This is a genomic window from Curtobacterium sp. Curtsp57, assembly GCF_047324335.1.
Classification (GTDB): Bacteria; Actinomycetota; Actinomycetes; order Actinomycetales; family Microbacteriaceae; genus Curtobacterium.
Map to the genome: position 1 here is coordinate 3835303 of NZ_CP168511.1, position 13052 is coordinate 3848354.

12 protein-coding genes and 1 tRNA gene are annotated in these 13052 nt (G+C 70.1%); 7 read left to right on the forward strand and 6 right to left on the reverse strand.

The features are described 5' to 3' along the window. Positions 1–24: 24 nt before the first annotated feature. The 4 genes from ACEN9V_RS18430 to ACEN9V_RS18445 all read left to right on the forward strand — a co-directional run bounded on the left by ACEN9V_RS18430 (position 25) and on the right by ACEN9V_RS18445 (position 3804). Positions 25–1185 carry a hypothetical protein gene (locus tag ACEN9V_RS18430; protein WP_413601512.1) on the forward strand — a complete coding sequence of 387 codons (1161 nt, stop codon included), beginning with the start codon at positions 25–27 and terminating at the stop codon, positions 1183–1185. Further along, complete coding sequence (locus ACEN9V_RS18435) at positions 1172–1873, forward strand: DNA-binding response regulator (protein ID WP_281265086.1); 702 nt, start codon at positions 1172–1174, stop codon at positions 1871–1873. The genes ACEN9V_RS18430 and ACEN9V_RS18435 overlap by 14 nt, the downstream gene beginning before the upstream one ends. Further along, on the forward strand, positions 1873–2505 hold the full coding sequence (locus tag ACEN9V_RS18440) for a thymidine kinase (protein ID WP_413601513.1): 633 nt from the start codon (positions 1873–1875) through the stop codon (positions 2503–2505). Before ACEN9V_RS18435 ends, ACEN9V_RS18440 begins: the two co-directional genes overlap by 1 nt. Positions 2506–2763: 258 nt before the next feature. Further along, a complete protein-coding gene (locus ACEN9V_RS18445) occupies positions 2764–3804 on the forward strand; it encodes an LLM class flavin-dependent oxidoreductase (protein WP_413601514.1) in 1041 nt (346 codons plus the stop codon). Between the two features lie 42 nt (positions 3805–3846). Here ACEN9V_RS18445 and ACEN9V_RS18450 read toward each other — a convergent pair whose 3' ends face one another. From ACEN9V_RS18450 to ACEN9V_RS18460, 3 genes are all read right to left on the reverse strand, one after another. Continuing rightward, positions 3847–4470 carry a response regulator transcription factor gene (locus ACEN9V_RS18450; RefSeq protein WP_413601515.1) on the reverse strand — a complete coding sequence of 208 codons (624 nt, stop codon included), beginning with the start codon at positions 4468–4470 and terminating at the stop codon, positions 3847–3849. Beyond that, entirely contained in the window at positions 4467–5492 is a 1026-nt protein-coding gene (locus ACEN9V_RS18455) for a sensor histidine kinase (RefSeq protein ID WP_413601516.1), read from the reverse strand. The genes ACEN9V_RS18450 and ACEN9V_RS18455 overlap by 4 nt, the downstream gene beginning before the upstream one ends. 112 nt (positions 5493–5604) lie before the next feature. After that, positions 5605–5678 (reverse strand) — tRNA-Pro (locus tag ACEN9V_RS18460). A 129-nt stretch (positions 5679–5807) separates the two neighbouring features. Here ACEN9V_RS18460 and ACEN9V_RS18465 point away from each other — a divergent pair. Beyond that, positions 5808–6197 carry a peptidoglycan-binding domain-containing protein gene (locus tag ACEN9V_RS18465; protein WP_413601517.1) on the forward strand — a complete coding sequence of 130 codons (390 nt, stop codon included), beginning with the start codon at positions 5808–5810 and terminating at the stop codon, positions 6195–6197. Positions 6198–6215: 18 nt separating this feature from the next. Here ACEN9V_RS18465 and ACEN9V_RS18470 read toward each other — a convergent pair whose 3' ends face one another. Together ACEN9V_RS18470 and ACEN9V_RS18475 are read right to left on the reverse strand one after the other, a co-directional pair. Continuing rightward, positions 6216–7169, reverse strand: coding sequence for a metallophosphoesterase (locus ACEN9V_RS18470; RefSeq protein ID WP_413601518.1), 954 nt, complete (start codon positions 7167–7169; stop codon positions 6216–6218). After that, a complete protein-coding gene (locus tag ACEN9V_RS18475) occupies positions 7166–9805 on the reverse strand; it encodes a transglycosylase domain-containing protein (RefSeq protein ID WP_413601519.1) in 2640 nt (879 codons plus the stop codon). The genes ACEN9V_RS18470 and ACEN9V_RS18475 overlap by 4 nt, the downstream gene beginning before the upstream one ends. 50 nt (positions 9806–9855) lie before the next feature. Between ACEN9V_RS18475 and ACEN9V_RS18480 the strand changes: the two genes are divergently transcribed. Both ACEN9V_RS18480 and ACEN9V_RS18485 read left to right on the forward strand, forming a co-directional pair. Then, positions 9856–10014 carry a hypothetical protein gene (locus ACEN9V_RS18480; RefSeq protein WP_022907077.1) on the forward strand — a complete coding sequence of 53 codons (159 nt, stop codon included), beginning with the start codon at positions 9856–9858 and terminating at the stop codon, positions 10012–10014. Further along, the gene (locus ACEN9V_RS18485) at positions 10011–10472 is read left to right on the forward strand and encodes a RidA family protein (RefSeq protein WP_413601520.1); all 462 of its coding nucleotides are present in this window, start codon (positions 10011–10013) and stop codon (positions 10470–10472) included. The genes ACEN9V_RS18480 and ACEN9V_RS18485 overlap by 4 nt, the downstream gene beginning before the upstream one ends. Before the next feature lie 77 nt (positions 10473–10549). Here the strand turns inward: ACEN9V_RS18485 and acs are convergent, their stop codons facing one another. After that, positions 10550–12517, reverse strand: coding sequence for an acetate--CoA ligase (acs, locus tag ACEN9V_RS18490; protein WP_413601521.1), 1968 nt, complete (start codon positions 12515–12517; stop codon positions 10550–10552). Positions 12518–13052: the final 535 nt, after the last annotated feature.

Below are 13052 nucleotides of genomic sequence, written 5' to 3' on the forward strand. Positions count from 1 at the left end.
GGCCGGAGCGGGTCGGCGCCGGACGTGACGACACGGAGGACGATCCGTCGCGCAGTCCTGGGCAGGACCGCGCAGCAGTACGACCCGCTCGGGGCGATGGGTTCGAGGCCGCTCGCCGTGGTGCTCGGTGCGGTCGGCGTGGTGTGGGCGATCATCGTCTCGGTGTTCGACCGTGACGTCGTCGGCAGCCCGACGCTCAGCGCCCTGACCGTCCTGCTCCTCGCGGCGTCCGCAGCGGTGGTGATCACGGCGTCGAGCCCGTTCCGCGCACCCTTCCCGCGCTGGGCGTTCGTCCTCCACGTCGGGCTGCTCGCGCTGGCCGCGGTCACGAGCGTCGCCGCGCAATGGGGGCCGGACGAGAGTGCACTGAACGACTTCATGTCGCTGCTCACGGCGACGGGCATCGTGATGGTGGCCCCGTACCGCCCGTGGCGTGACCTCGTGGTCGGCGGCGTGGTCCTCGCGGTGGTCGACGGTGTCGCCTGGGGCGTCGCGGCGGAGCAGTTCCCGAACGGCGTGCCGGTGGCCGTCGCGGCCTTCCTCGCGGCTGCTCCGACCCTGGTCCTCACCGCGGCCGCCGGGGTCTTCGCCTGGACGTTCGGCGGTCTCGCGGAGCGTGTCCAGATCCGCGCGGGCTCGTACTCGGTGGCGCGGGCCGAGCGCGACGGCATCGCCGCGAGCGTGCAGCAGGACCGCTCGATCATCCTCGCGCGGGACGTCGCACCGTTCTTCGCCGAACTCCGCACCCGCGAGACGATCACGGACGCGGACCGGGCCCGTGCCAGGTCGATCGCCGACGGGATCCGCCGCGCGATGGTCGCCGACGCCGACCGGACGTGGTTCGAGCAGGCCGTCCGTGCCGAGGGCGGCGCGGCAGCGGCGATCGACGATCCCGACGGACTCATCAGCACGCTCGACGCCGACCAACGCACGGTCGTCCGCACGTTCGTCCGGGCCGCGCTCCGCGCCTCCACCGTCGATCCCGGGGGCTTCCGCGCCTCCGTGCAGCGCGTCGCGGACGACCGCGTCGAGATCGCCCTCGACGTCGCGGTCGCCGACTCGGACGTCGGCATCCACCGCACGTTCGACCCCTACTTCGCCGTCCTCCGCGTCACCTTCCCCGACCTCGACGTCGCGGTCCGTCCCTCGTCCCTCGCACTAAGGTTCTCGTATGACCAGCACTGACCCGAACAGGCTGACGGAAGGGATGCCAGCCCTGCCGAACCCCGGATCCCGCCGGGTACGACTGGCCATCCTCGACGACCACGAAGTCCTCCTCGACAGCCTGTCGAGCTGGATCGCCGTGAACGCCTTCGACTTCGACCTGGCCCTCACCGCGCACACGTGGCTGGAGATGGTGCACAGCGACAGCTTCCCGACGGACCTGGTGTTCCTGGACTTCCAACTCAAGGAACCCGTCTCGATCGAGGCCCGCGTCCGCACCTGCCGCGCCGCGGGCGCGAAGGTCATCGTCCTGTCGAGCGTCGACACCCGGGAGTCCCGCGACCGTGCGCTCGCCGCCGGTGCCGCTGCCTTCCTGTCGAAGTCGCTCCCGATGCGCGAGGTGATGGACGTCGCCCGCGACGTGATGGGCGTGGAGCGGGAGACCCCGACCCAGCGGGAATGGCGTCCGCTCCCGACCGGCGCGACGGCCCACCAGCGCCCGAAGCTCAGCCACGGCGAGGAAGAGGCGCTCCGGCTGTACGTGTCCGGCTACTCCACGAACGAGGTCGCGTCGCAGATGAACGTGCAGTACGAGACCGCGAAGACCTACCTGCGCCGCGTCCGCGAGAAGTACGCCAAGGTCGGCCGTCCCGCGTCGAAGAAGTCCGACCTGATCCGTCGCGCGGCGGAGGACGGCTTCCTCTCCTAGTGGCGAAGTTGTACTTCCGCTACGGGGCGATGAACAGCGGCAAGAGCACGGGGCTCCTGCAAGCCGCGTACAACTACGAGGAGCGCGGCCACCGCGTGCTCCTCGCGAAGCCGTCCGTCGACACGAAGGGGGACCGCGAGATCGTCTCCCGCCTCGGCGTGACGCGGGAGGTCGACATCGTGCTGCCGGCCGACGTCGACGTGCGTGGTGCGGTCACCGACGCCGGTGCCACCGACCCCGAGTCCGACCGGCTCGACGGCATGGTCCGTCCGGTCAGCTGCGTGCTCGTCGACGAGGCGCAGTTCCTCACCCCGATCCAGGTCGACGACCTGCTGCGCATCGCGGTCCTCGACGAGATCCCGGTGATCGCGTACGGCATCCGCACCGACTTCCGCACAGAGGCCTTCCCCGGCAGCCGGCGCCTGCTCGAGGTCGCGCACTCGCTCGAGGAGCTCAAGACGATCTGCCGCTGCGGCCGCAAGGCGGTGTTCAACGCCCGCAAGGTCGACGGCCGCTTCGTGTTCGACGGGTCGCAGGTGGCGATCGACGGGGTCGACGTCGAGTACGAGTCCCTCTGCGCGAACTGCTACCTGACGGAGTCGGGCGGCCGTCTCGACGGCGAACCGGCCTGACCGCTCGCACCCAGGCACGCGCCGGGGCGATGCCTGCACCGGGGCGACGCGACCGTCCGTGGTCTGCCGTCGTCACCGGTCACGACACACCGCTCGCGTCCGGCGAGCGGCCGCAGATCGTCGTCGTCGGCGACGCCGCGCGACGAATCGTGACCACCCGGCGGACGGGCGGCGGTGTGTCGTGACCGCTCGGCCCTCCGGCAGCGCTGCACCTGCGCATCGCGGAATGCACGCGCGGCGGCAGGCGTTGCCGCCCACATGAGCGACGCATCCGTGCACCTGTCCGTCCTCGACCTGGCGACCCGCGAGTACGGCCAGTCCAACACCGAGGCGCTGCAGGGCTCCATCGACATGGCCGTGCACGCCGAGAAGCTCGGCTACGAGCGGTTCTGGGTCGCCGAGCACCACGGCATGCCCGGGATCACCTCGTCGGCTCCTGCCGTGCTCCTCAGCGCCGTCGGGGCCGCGACCAGCACCATCCGCATCGGCTCCGGCGGGGTGATGCTGCCGAACCACGCGCCGCTCGTCGTCGCTGAGCAGTTCGGGACCCTCCGGGCGCTCTACGGCGACCGCGTCGACCTCGGTCTCGGGCGTGCCCCCGGGACCGACGGGGCCACCGCGATGGCGCTCCGCAGGACCGACCGGCTCGACGTCGACGACTTCCCCGAGCGGCTCGCCGACCTGATCGGGTTCTTCACCGGCATGGACGAGTCGAACCCGCTCGCGCGCATCCGCGCCGTCCCCGGGTACGGCGACGTGCCCGAGTTCTGGCTGCTCGGGTCCTCCGGCTACAGCGCGCAGGTCGCCGGCGCGCTCGGCATCTCGTTCGCGTTCGCGCACCACTTCGCGTCCGACAACACCGAGGCCGCGCTCGCGCTCTACCGGGACTCGTTCCGTCCGTCGCGCTTCCGGTCGGAGCCGAACGCGCTCATCGGCGTGCAGGTCGTCACGGACGAGGACCCCGCCGTCATCGAGGAGCAGAGCGCCCCCGGCATGATCTCGTTCATCCGGATGCGGCAGGGGGCGAAGCCCGAGCCGGTCTCGATGGAGGAGGCCCGTGCCTACGAGTTCAGTGACCTCGAGCGCCGGTTCATCGCGGCGCGCACGGAGCGCCAGGCGTACGGGTCCGCGGACCAGGTCGCGTCGAAGATCAACTCGTTGCTCGAGTCCACCGGGGCGAACGGCGTGATCGTCGCGCCTGGTGCGGCACAGGCGCGGTACCGGCACCAGGCGCTCGACGTCGTGGCGTCGCTGCACGAGGCCGGCCGCCTGGTGCGGCCGTCCGTCGCGGTCGGCTGAGGGGTGCTGCTCGTCCGTCCGCGCTGATCCGGGAGGCTCTGGCTAGGTGAGCAGGCCGAGTCGCGTGGCCGTCGCCACGGCTCCCACCCGGCTGGTCACCTCGAGCTTCCGGAACACGTTGTAGACGTGGCGCTTCACCGTCCCGACCGCGAGGCCGAGGTCGGCGGCGATCTCTGCGTTGGAGCGCGCCGAGGCGATCAGCCGGAGCACCTCGACCTCGCGGTCGCTGAGCGGCGACCCCGCCTGGGCGTCGCTGACGACGTCCACGGGGAACGTCACCGGGGCGGCCGTTCCGGTGCTCGCACGCACGATGCGTTCGACGAGCTCGCGGCTCGGGGTGTCCTTCGTCACGAAGTCGACGGCACCCGCGTCCAGGAGCGCCCGGCGCAACACGGCGTCCCGGTGCATGGTCAGCACGACGACGGCGATGCCCGGGTGGTTCCGGCGAACGGTGGCGATGGTCGTGCGGGCGGGGGGAGCGTCGAGCTCGACATCGAGGAGGAGCACGTCGATCGCCGCCGCCTCTGCGCCGTCCAGGACCTCGGCCGGGCGCTCTCCATGGGCGACGACGCGGATCGTCGGGACCGACGACAGGATCGTCGCGAGCCCCTCACGGAACAGGCGGTGGTCGTCGACGATCGCGACGTGTGTGACGGTCGGGTTCACAGCGTTCCCTTCGGCACGACGAGCGTGACGGTCGTCCCGGTGCCCGGCGCGCTCGTGACGTCGATCCGTGCGCCGATCAGCGCAGCGCGCTCCCGCATCGTGGACTGACCCAGTCGGCCGTCGGCGCTCCCGTCGGTGTCGAACCCGGGACCATGGTCCCGCACGGTCATGGTGAGGGCATCGGCACCCCAGTCGAACCGGACGTGGACGGCGGCGTCCCGCGCGTGCTTCCACCAGTTGGTGAGTGCTTCGAGGAGGATCGTCAGCGACTCCTCGGCCCGCCAGTTCACGAGCGGCACCGGTGTGCCGTGCGACTCGATCGTCACCCGCTCGGTGTCCGGGAACAGGTCCTTGACGTGCCGGGCGAGCGCGGCGTCCAGGACGTCATCCCCGACGCGGGCGTGCAGAGCGACGGCGAGGTTCTGGACGTCGCCGAGCGCGCGGCGCAGCTGCGTCGCGGCGGCCTCGAGCTGAGCGGTGCGCTCCGGGGCCGGGGGATCGGTGAGCAGCGCCAGGTCGATGCGCTGCAGCCCGGCGAGGATCCCGTGCGCGACCCGATCGTGCAGGTCGCGGGCGATGTGCGCACGCGAGTCGAGGTTCGCCGTCGTGACGCGCTGCCGGAGCGCTTCGGTGTAGGCGACCGCTCCGGCGGGGAATCGGCTCCAGATGCCCGCGTGGAGAGCCCTGGAGGCACGCAGGAGCTCAGCAGGGGTGCTGGCGCCGACCTCGTCGACGAAGACCGGCAGGTACTCGTCGAAGAGCACCTCGGCCGCGAGCATCGCTCCTGCCGGGTGCTGCATGTGTTCGGCGTGCAGTGCGCCGGTGGCGAGGTGCTCGTCGGCGAGGAGGAGGTCGCTCGTGATCGATCGTTCCTCGCCCTCGGTGTAGCGACGATGTGCGTCCTCGAGCATGGACGTCACGTTCTCGAACAGGCTGGCGGCCATCACGGGGTCGTCTCGGAGTTCGGGAAACATCACGCCGATGCGTTCGACGACGGGGGCGAGGCGGTCGGGGGTCTCCATGTCGCAGATCAGGCTAGCGTCGGCCGGCGGGGCCAAGCCGTGGCGCACCGGCCGGTGTGTCCCTGGGTACACGGAGAAGGCCCGGATCCGTACAGATCCGGGCCTTCATCTGTCGGGGTGACAGGATTTGAACCTGCGACCTCCTCGTCCCGAACGAGGCGCGCTACCAAGCTGCGCCACACCCCGAGGTGTGCTGGTCACTCCGTGAAGCGACCTGCAGAAGTCTAGCGGATGATCCGGGGTGCTCACGACCACGACGGCAAATCCTGTCGCATCTGCTTGCATGTCACATTCCACATCGGCCAGGATGAGCCCGTGACCCTGAACCGACGCACACGGCTCTTCCTCGTCGTCGTGGTGACCGCCATCGCCACCGCGGCACCCCTCATCGCCGCCCCGCCCTCGGCCTCCGCGGCACCGGCCGGGTGCGTGTCGAAGGTCCTGCGTGCGGGGATCGCCGACGAGTTCTGCGTCGCCCGGCTGCAGTCGCTCCTCAACTACGACCGCTTCCGCTACGGGCAAGCGCCGATCGTCGTCGACCGACGGTTCGGGCCGCTCACCGACGGTCGGGTCCGTGTCGTGCAGAGCCGGTCGTGGATCACGATCGACGGGATCGTCGGCCCGGGGACCTGGCGCGTGCTCTGCGTGCCGGACGCCGCCGGGTTCACCGCGATGCAGGTCTCGGTGGGATGCGCGACGCTCTGATCGGGCTGGAGCGGCTGGTCAGACGCGGGCGGTCAGGGTGACGACGACTGCCTCCGGGCGGCACGCGAAGCGCACCGGCGCGTAGATCGACGTCCCGAGGCCGGCCGACACCTGCAGCCAGGCCCAGTGCGTCCGGTTCTGCCAGCGGTGGAGGCCACTCGCGTACTTGCGGGGGAGGTCGCAGTTCGTGACGAGGGCACCCACACCGGGGACGGCGACCTGCCCGCCGTGCGTGTGCCCGGCGAAGATCGCGTCGGCACCCTGTCGGACGAACGCGTCGAGCACGCGGCGGTACGGGGCGTGCGTGACGCCGATCGACACCGGTGCCGGACCGTCCTCGTCCTCGGACCAGGGGACGTCGCCGCGCATCTCGTCCACGTTCGTCGGGAGCAGGTCGAGGCGGTCCCAGTCGCGGTGTGCGTCGGACGTGCCGAAGAGCTCGAAGCGTGCGCCACGGACCTCGATGGCGTGTGCCTTGTCGTTGAGGTCGAGCCAGCCGAGCGACTCGAAGAACGCTGTCTGGCGTTCGATGTCGAGGTCGACCGGCTTCGCGGACGCGTGCAGCTTGCTCGGGCCGCCGAAGTACTTCAGCGGGTTCCGGGGGGAGGGGCCGTAGAAGTCGTTCGAGCCGTACACGAACGCCCCGGGGACACCACGGAACGGCTCGAGCGCGTACTCGACCGCTGCGTTCGCCGTCGGGTGCCCGAGGTTGTCACCGGTGTTCACGATGAAGTCGGGTTCGACCAGGCTCAGGTCGCGCAGCCACTGCTGCTTGTCCGCCTGCCACGGCGCCATGTGGATGTCCGACAGGTGCAGGACGACGACGTCACGCGAACCAGGCGGCAGGATCGGCATCGTCTCCCAGCGGATCTCGAACCGCCGCCGTTCGACGAGCGTGCCCCACGCGGCAGCGCCGGCGCCGGCCGCAGCTCCTGCTGCGAGGACGCCGAGCGCTGCCCGGCCGCGGGTCACTTGCAGTCCTTGGGGGCCTTGCCGTCCTTGTTGCCGAACAGGGTGAGGTTGATCGTGGTGTCCTTCGACGCAGCGGTTCCTGCACCCGGATCGACCGCGGCCACCTTGCACTGGTTCTTGCCGTCCCCGGGCTGGTACTGATCGGAGACGCTCACGTTCCCGTAGCCGGCACCGTTCAGCGCCGAGCGGGCGTCACCGACGGACTTGCCCGCCACCTCCGGCACCGTCGACTGGGAACCGTCCGTCGTGTAGACCGTGACGCTCGAGCCCTTCGACAGCGCGGAACCACTGGCTGGGGAAGTCGACAGGACGGTCCCGGCAGTCCCTGCCCCTGGCTGCGTGCCGCCGTCGACGTAGGTGAAGCCGGCACCGCTGAGCGTGGCGCGGGCTTCGTCAGTGGTCTTGCCCGCCACGTCCGGGACGGTGATGCTGTTCCCGCGGATCGACGACGAACTCGGCGCCTGGAACGGGGCCCCTGCGTACTGGGTGTTCACGATGCTCTGCGCCTGACGCCACAGCGACGTTCGCGACAGCGAGTAGAGGCCGTGCGGGCCGGCGACCTTGCGCAGACTCTGCTTGCCCTCGATGTTGCCGAGCCACGTGGCGGTCGCGATCTTCGAGGTGGAGCCGACGAGCCAGATCTGGTCTGCTTCGTCGGTGGTGCCCGTCTTGCCGAACTCGTCGTAGCCGTCCGGCGTCCGGCCGCCACCGGCGGTACCGACCGTCAGGACCTTCTTCATCGCGTAGATGGCGGTCTGAGCGACCGAGGGGTCGATCGCCTGCGTGCACTCCTTCTGCTGCCCGCCGAGCGCCTTGCCCTCGGCGTTCGTGACGTTGTCGATCACGATCGGGCGGCAGAACGTGCCGTTGTTGGCGATGCCGGCGTAGGCGGCGGCCATCGTGAGCGGCGCGATGTAGTTCGTGCCGAGGACGGCCGACGGGTTGAGCATGATGTCCGTGGTCGTCTTCTTCGACATGTCGTCGCCGTAGCCCTGCTCGCTGGGCCGCGGGTTGGCGAGGTGGATGCCGAGGCTGTCTGCGGTCTTCCGGATGTCGCAGTAGTCGAGCTTCTGCGCCATGTTCACGAAGGCGACGTTGACCGAGCGGTAGGTCGCACTCTCGACGGACATGTTGCCGCCCTCACCGGCGGAGTCGTTCTTCGGCGTGTACACCGGGCTGATCCCACTCCGGCTCCCGCACACCTCGTAGCTCGTGAAGGCACGAGTCGTCCCACTCACGGTCTCGTTGAGCCCGTGCCCGTTCTGCAGCCAGTTCAGGAGTGTGAAGACCTTGAACGTCGAACCCGTCTGGAAGCCCTCACCCCCGCCGTACTTCGAGTCGACGTTGAAGTTGATGCCGGAGTCCGTCGAGGGCGCACACGCGTTCGGATCGGCCCCCTGCACGTCGCACCCGACCAGCTGGTTGTAGTTCTTGTTCTGCACCATGGTGATGACCCGGCCGGTGTCGGCCTCGACCGAGTCGATGGTGCCGCCGAGCTTGAAGCGAGCCTCGGTGTTCGGCGCGTAGCTGTCGATGAGGTCCTTCTGCTGGTTGTTCAGACCGACGTCGAGCGTCGTCTGCACGGTGTAGCCGCCGTTGCGCCAAGCAGCCTTGCGCTCCTTGTCCGTCGAACCGAGCTGCGGCAGTTCCTTGACGACCTGCACCGCGTAGTCGCAGAAGAACTGCGACCCGAAACCAGCCGAGGCCTTGCAGCCCTGCGTCGGCGCGGTGAGGTGCACGTAGTCCGCCGGCTTCGACGCGATGGCCGTGTCGAACTGCTCCTTCGTCAGGTGCTTCTGTGCGTACATCGACTTGAGGATGACGTCGCGACGCGCGACGTTGGCGTCGTAGTACTTCGGGTCGGACAGGTTCCTGGTGTTCGGCGACTGCACGATGGCCAGGATCGACGCGGCTTCCTGCGGGGTGAGGTCGGTCGCGTTCTTGTTGAAGTAGTGCTGTGCGGCGGCCTGCACGCCGTAGGTCTGGTCGCCGAAGTACGCGATGTTGAGGTACCCGGTGAGGATCTCCTTCTTCGAGTACTTCTTCGCGAGCCCGATCGCGAGCTTCATCTCCTCGAGCTTGCGGGGGATGGTCTGCTCGACGGCGTCCTTGTACGCCTTCTGCTGCTCCTCCAGCGTCGGGAGCTCCAGCGCCTGCTGCATCTTGATGTTGCGGACGAGCTGCATCGTCAGGGTGGAGCCACCACCGGACTCGCCGAGCCCACCGGCGAGCGAGCCGACACCCGCGCGGACGAGCGAGGTCATGTCGACGCCGCCGTGGTCGTAGAAGCGCTTGTCCTCGCCGTCGATGGCCGCGTTCTTCAGCTGGTCGCTGATCTGGTCGAACTTCAGCTCCTGACGGTTCTGGTCGTAGACCGTCGCCAGGTGGACCGGCTGACCGTTCTGGTACGCGAGGACCTCGTTGCGCTGCGGGAGTTCGCCGATCTCGATGTACTCCGGCAGCGACTCGAACACGCCGATCGTCGAGGTCGTGGTGACCCCGGCGACGGCGATGGCCGGGGTGACACCGATGGTGACCAGGAGTCCGGCGAGCACACTGAAGCCGACGAATCCGATGAAGGCGCCGACTGCAGAGACGGGCTTGGTCCGCGAGGCAGACGTCTTCTGGGCAGACATAGGATGCAGCCTAAACGACACCCACGACCGGAAGGCTGGCAAGGAACCGCATGACTCGCTGGGAATACCTCACGACGCCGTTGATCATCCACAACACCACCGCCATCCTCAACAACTTCGGTGACGAGGGGTGGGAGCTGGTCCAGGTCGTCACCGGCCCCGAGGGCGGGCTCGTCGCGTACCTGAAGCGCCCGAAGGCCGACGCATGACCGTCGCGGCACGTCTCGCCGAACTCGGGCTCGAGATCCCGACCGTCGCGGCCCCCGTCGCCGCGTACGTCCCGGCGGTCGTGACCGGGCAGTACGTCTACACGGCAGGGCAGCTGCCCTTCGTCGACGGCGCGCTGCCGGTGACCGGCAAGGTCGGCTCCGAGGTCGACGCGGACACCGCGACGGCACAGGCGCGACAGGCGGCGCTGAACGCGCTGGCGGCCGTGCAGTCCGTCGCCGGGTCGCTCGAGCGCGTCGCCCGTGTCGTGAAGGTCACGGTGTTCGTCGCGTCCGACCCGTCGTTCACGGGACAGCCGGGCGTCGCCAACGGCGCGTCGACGCTCGTCGGCGAGGTCTTCGGTGACGCTGGCGTCCACGCGCGGAGCGCGGTGGGCGTCGCGGTGCTCCCGCTGGACGCGCCGGTCGAGGTCGAGCTGGTGGTGGAGCTGACCGCCTGACGGCAGCAACCGGGACAGCGAACGTGAGCAGGGCCTCCAGTCAGTACGGACTGGAGGCCCTGCTCGCGTGAACGGGACTACATGAGTTCCGCGATGGTCGCCATGATCGTCGGGTCGGCCAGCGTCGTCGTGTCGCCGATGCGGCGGCCCTCCGCCGCGTCGCGGAGCAGCCGGCGCATGATCTTGCCCGACCGCGTCTTCGGCAGCTCCGGGACGATCGTGATCTGCCGCGGCTTCGCGATCGCTCCGATGCGCGTGCCGACCCAGGCGCGGAGCTCGGCGGCGACGGCGTCGCGGTCGACCCCCTCAGCCGCCTCGGACGTCAGGATCACGAACGCGACGATCGCCTGACCCGTTGTCTCGTCGGCCGCGCCGACGACGGCCGCCTCTGCCACTCCCTCGTGTCCGACGAGTGCCGACTCGATCTCCGCGGTGGAGAGCCGGTGTCCGGAGACGTTCATGACGTCGTCGACCCTGCCCTGCACCCAGATGTCGCCCTGCCCGTCGAGCCGTGCCCCGTCTCCGGCGAAGTACCGGCCGGGGAAGCGGTCCCAGTACGTCTCGACGAACCGGTCCGGGTCGCCCCAGATGCCGCGCGCCATCGACGGCCACGGCTCGGTGATGGTGAGGTAGCCGCTCTCGCCGGGGTCGGCACGGTGGCCCTCGTCGTCGACGATCTCGGCGACGATGCCGGGCAGCGGGGTCTGCGCCGCGCCCGGCTTGAGCTTCGTGACACCTGGTAGCGCGGAGATCATGATCGCGCCGGTCTCGGTCTGCCACCACGTGTCCACGATGGGCGTGCGGTCGTGGCCGATCACCTGGCGGAACCAGTGCCACGCCTCGGGGTTGATCGGTTCGCCGACGCTGCCGAGGAGTCGCAGGGTCTCCAGGCTCCGCGCGTCCGGCACCTGGCGCCCGCCCTTCATGGCGGCGCGGACCGCGGTCGGCGCCGTGTAGAGGACCGTCACGCCGTACGCGTCGACGATGTCCCACCAGCGGCCGGGCTTCGGCTCGTCGGGGGTGCCCTCGTAGAGGACCTGCGTCACGCCGTTCGCGAGCGGGCCGTAGACGACGTAGGTGTGCCCGGTGATCCAGCCGATGTCGGCGGTGCACCAGTAGACGTCCTTGCCCGGGTGCATGTCGAACACGTTCTTGTGCGTGTACGCGGCCTGCGTGAGGTAGCCGCCCGAGGTGTGCACGATGCCCTTCGGCTTCCCGGTCGTGCCCGACGTGTAGAGGATGAAGAGCGGGTTCTCCGCGGGGAAGGCCTGCGGCTCGTGGGTCGGGTCCGCCTTGGCGAACTCGTCGTGCCACCAGCGGTCGCGGTCGTTCCACGCGATGTCGTTGCCGCCGCGCTTGACGACGACGACGTGCTCCACGCTGTCGGTGCCCTCGCCCTGCAGCGCCTCGTCGACCGCGGGCTTCAGCGGGGCGACGGCCCCGCGGCGCCAGCCGCCGTCAGCGGTGACGACGAGCTTCGCGCCGGCGTCCTCGATGCGGGCGCGGAGGCTCTCGGCGCTGAACCCGCCGAACACCACGGAGTGCACGGCGCCGATGCGGGCGACCGCGAGCATCGTGACGACGGCCTCGGGGATGAGCGGCATGTAGACGACGACCCGGTCGCCCTGCTCGACGCCGAGGTCGGTCAGCATGTTCGCGGCGCGCTGCACGTCGGCGGTCAGCTCGGAGTAGGTGATGCGCCGCGTGTCGCCGGGAGCGCCCTCGAAGTGGATCGCCACCCGGTCGCCGTTGCCAGCGCGGACGTGCCGGTCGAGGCAGTTCTCGGCGACGTTCAACGTGCCGTCGTCGAACCACTTCGCGAACGGCGCCCCCGACCAGTCGAGGGTCCGCGTGAACGGCGTGCGCCAGTCCAGCAGGCTCTTCGACTGCTCGGCCCAGAACGCCTCGCGGTCGGCGGCGGCCGCGTCGTGCAGAGCCTGGTCCGCGACGGCGTCCGCGACGAACTCCGGCGGCGGCGGGAAGGTGCCGCTGTCGTCGTGGTGGCCGTCGTCGTGTCGTTCGTCGACGTTGGTCGGAGTGGACATCGATGTCCTTTCGCGTCGTTGCGTCCGTGGGTGCAAACGGAGACTACCCCTCGGTGTGGACCCGTCGTGCGTGGGGCAACCAGGGCGTTCCGGGTGGTGGAAGCCGTGTGTCGTCGACGGGTCTTCGTTCCGGTCGGAGGGATTCGGTGAGGACTCGGCGCGTCGGGGTTGCCCGCAGGGCCTCGTCGTGGGGTACAGTAGATCCCGCCGGACTCGTTTCCGGCGGCATCGGATCGGATTCCCCCCAATCCTCCGTTGTCCTGGCGGCACCTGTTCCCCCCAACCGGTGCCGCCTCTTCTTTTCCCCGGACCGGTCCGCCGTGCAACGTCGCACGACGGACCGGTTCCGTTCGGGACGATCCGCGTCCGTCCGCGGAACGGTGGACAGACCGGTCCATGCTGCCGCATGGACCTCCGTCGGCGACGGGCCGACTCCGCGGCGCCGCGGACGGCGCGTGTCGGCGCTGCACGGGTCGCACCGCGGCGCCGGCTGGCGACCGAGTGCTCCGGGGTACGTGCATGGTGATCGGGGGAC

Coding starts and splice junctions, on each gene's coding strand:
- ACEN9V_RS18435 (WP_281265086.1), top strand. CDS start 1,172: ATGACCAGCACTGACCCGAACAGGCTGACGGAAGGGATGCCAGCCCTG.
- ACEN9V_RS18445 (WP_413601514.1), top strand. CDS start 2,764: ATGAGCGACGCATCCGTGCACCTGTCCGTCCTCGACCTGGCGACCCGC.
- ACEN9V_RS18455 (WP_413601516.1), bottom strand. CDS start 5,492: ATGGAGACCCCCGACCGCCTCGCCCCCGTCGTCGAACGCATCGGCGTG.
- ACEN9V_RS18475 (WP_413601519.1), bottom strand. CDS start 9,805: ATGTCTGCCCAGAAGACGTCTGCCTCGCGGACCAAGCCCGTCTCTGCA.
- ACEN9V_RS18480 (WP_022907077.1), top strand. CDS start 9,856: ATGACTCGCTGGGAATACCTCACGACGCCGTTGATCATCCACAACACC.
- ACEN9V_RS18485 (WP_413601520.1), top strand. CDS start 10,011: ATGACCGTCGCGGCACGTCTCGCCGAACTCGGGCTCGAGATCCCGACC.
- acs (WP_413601521.1), bottom strand. CDS start 12,517: ATGTCCACTCCGACCAACGTCGACGAACGACACGACGACGGCCACCAC.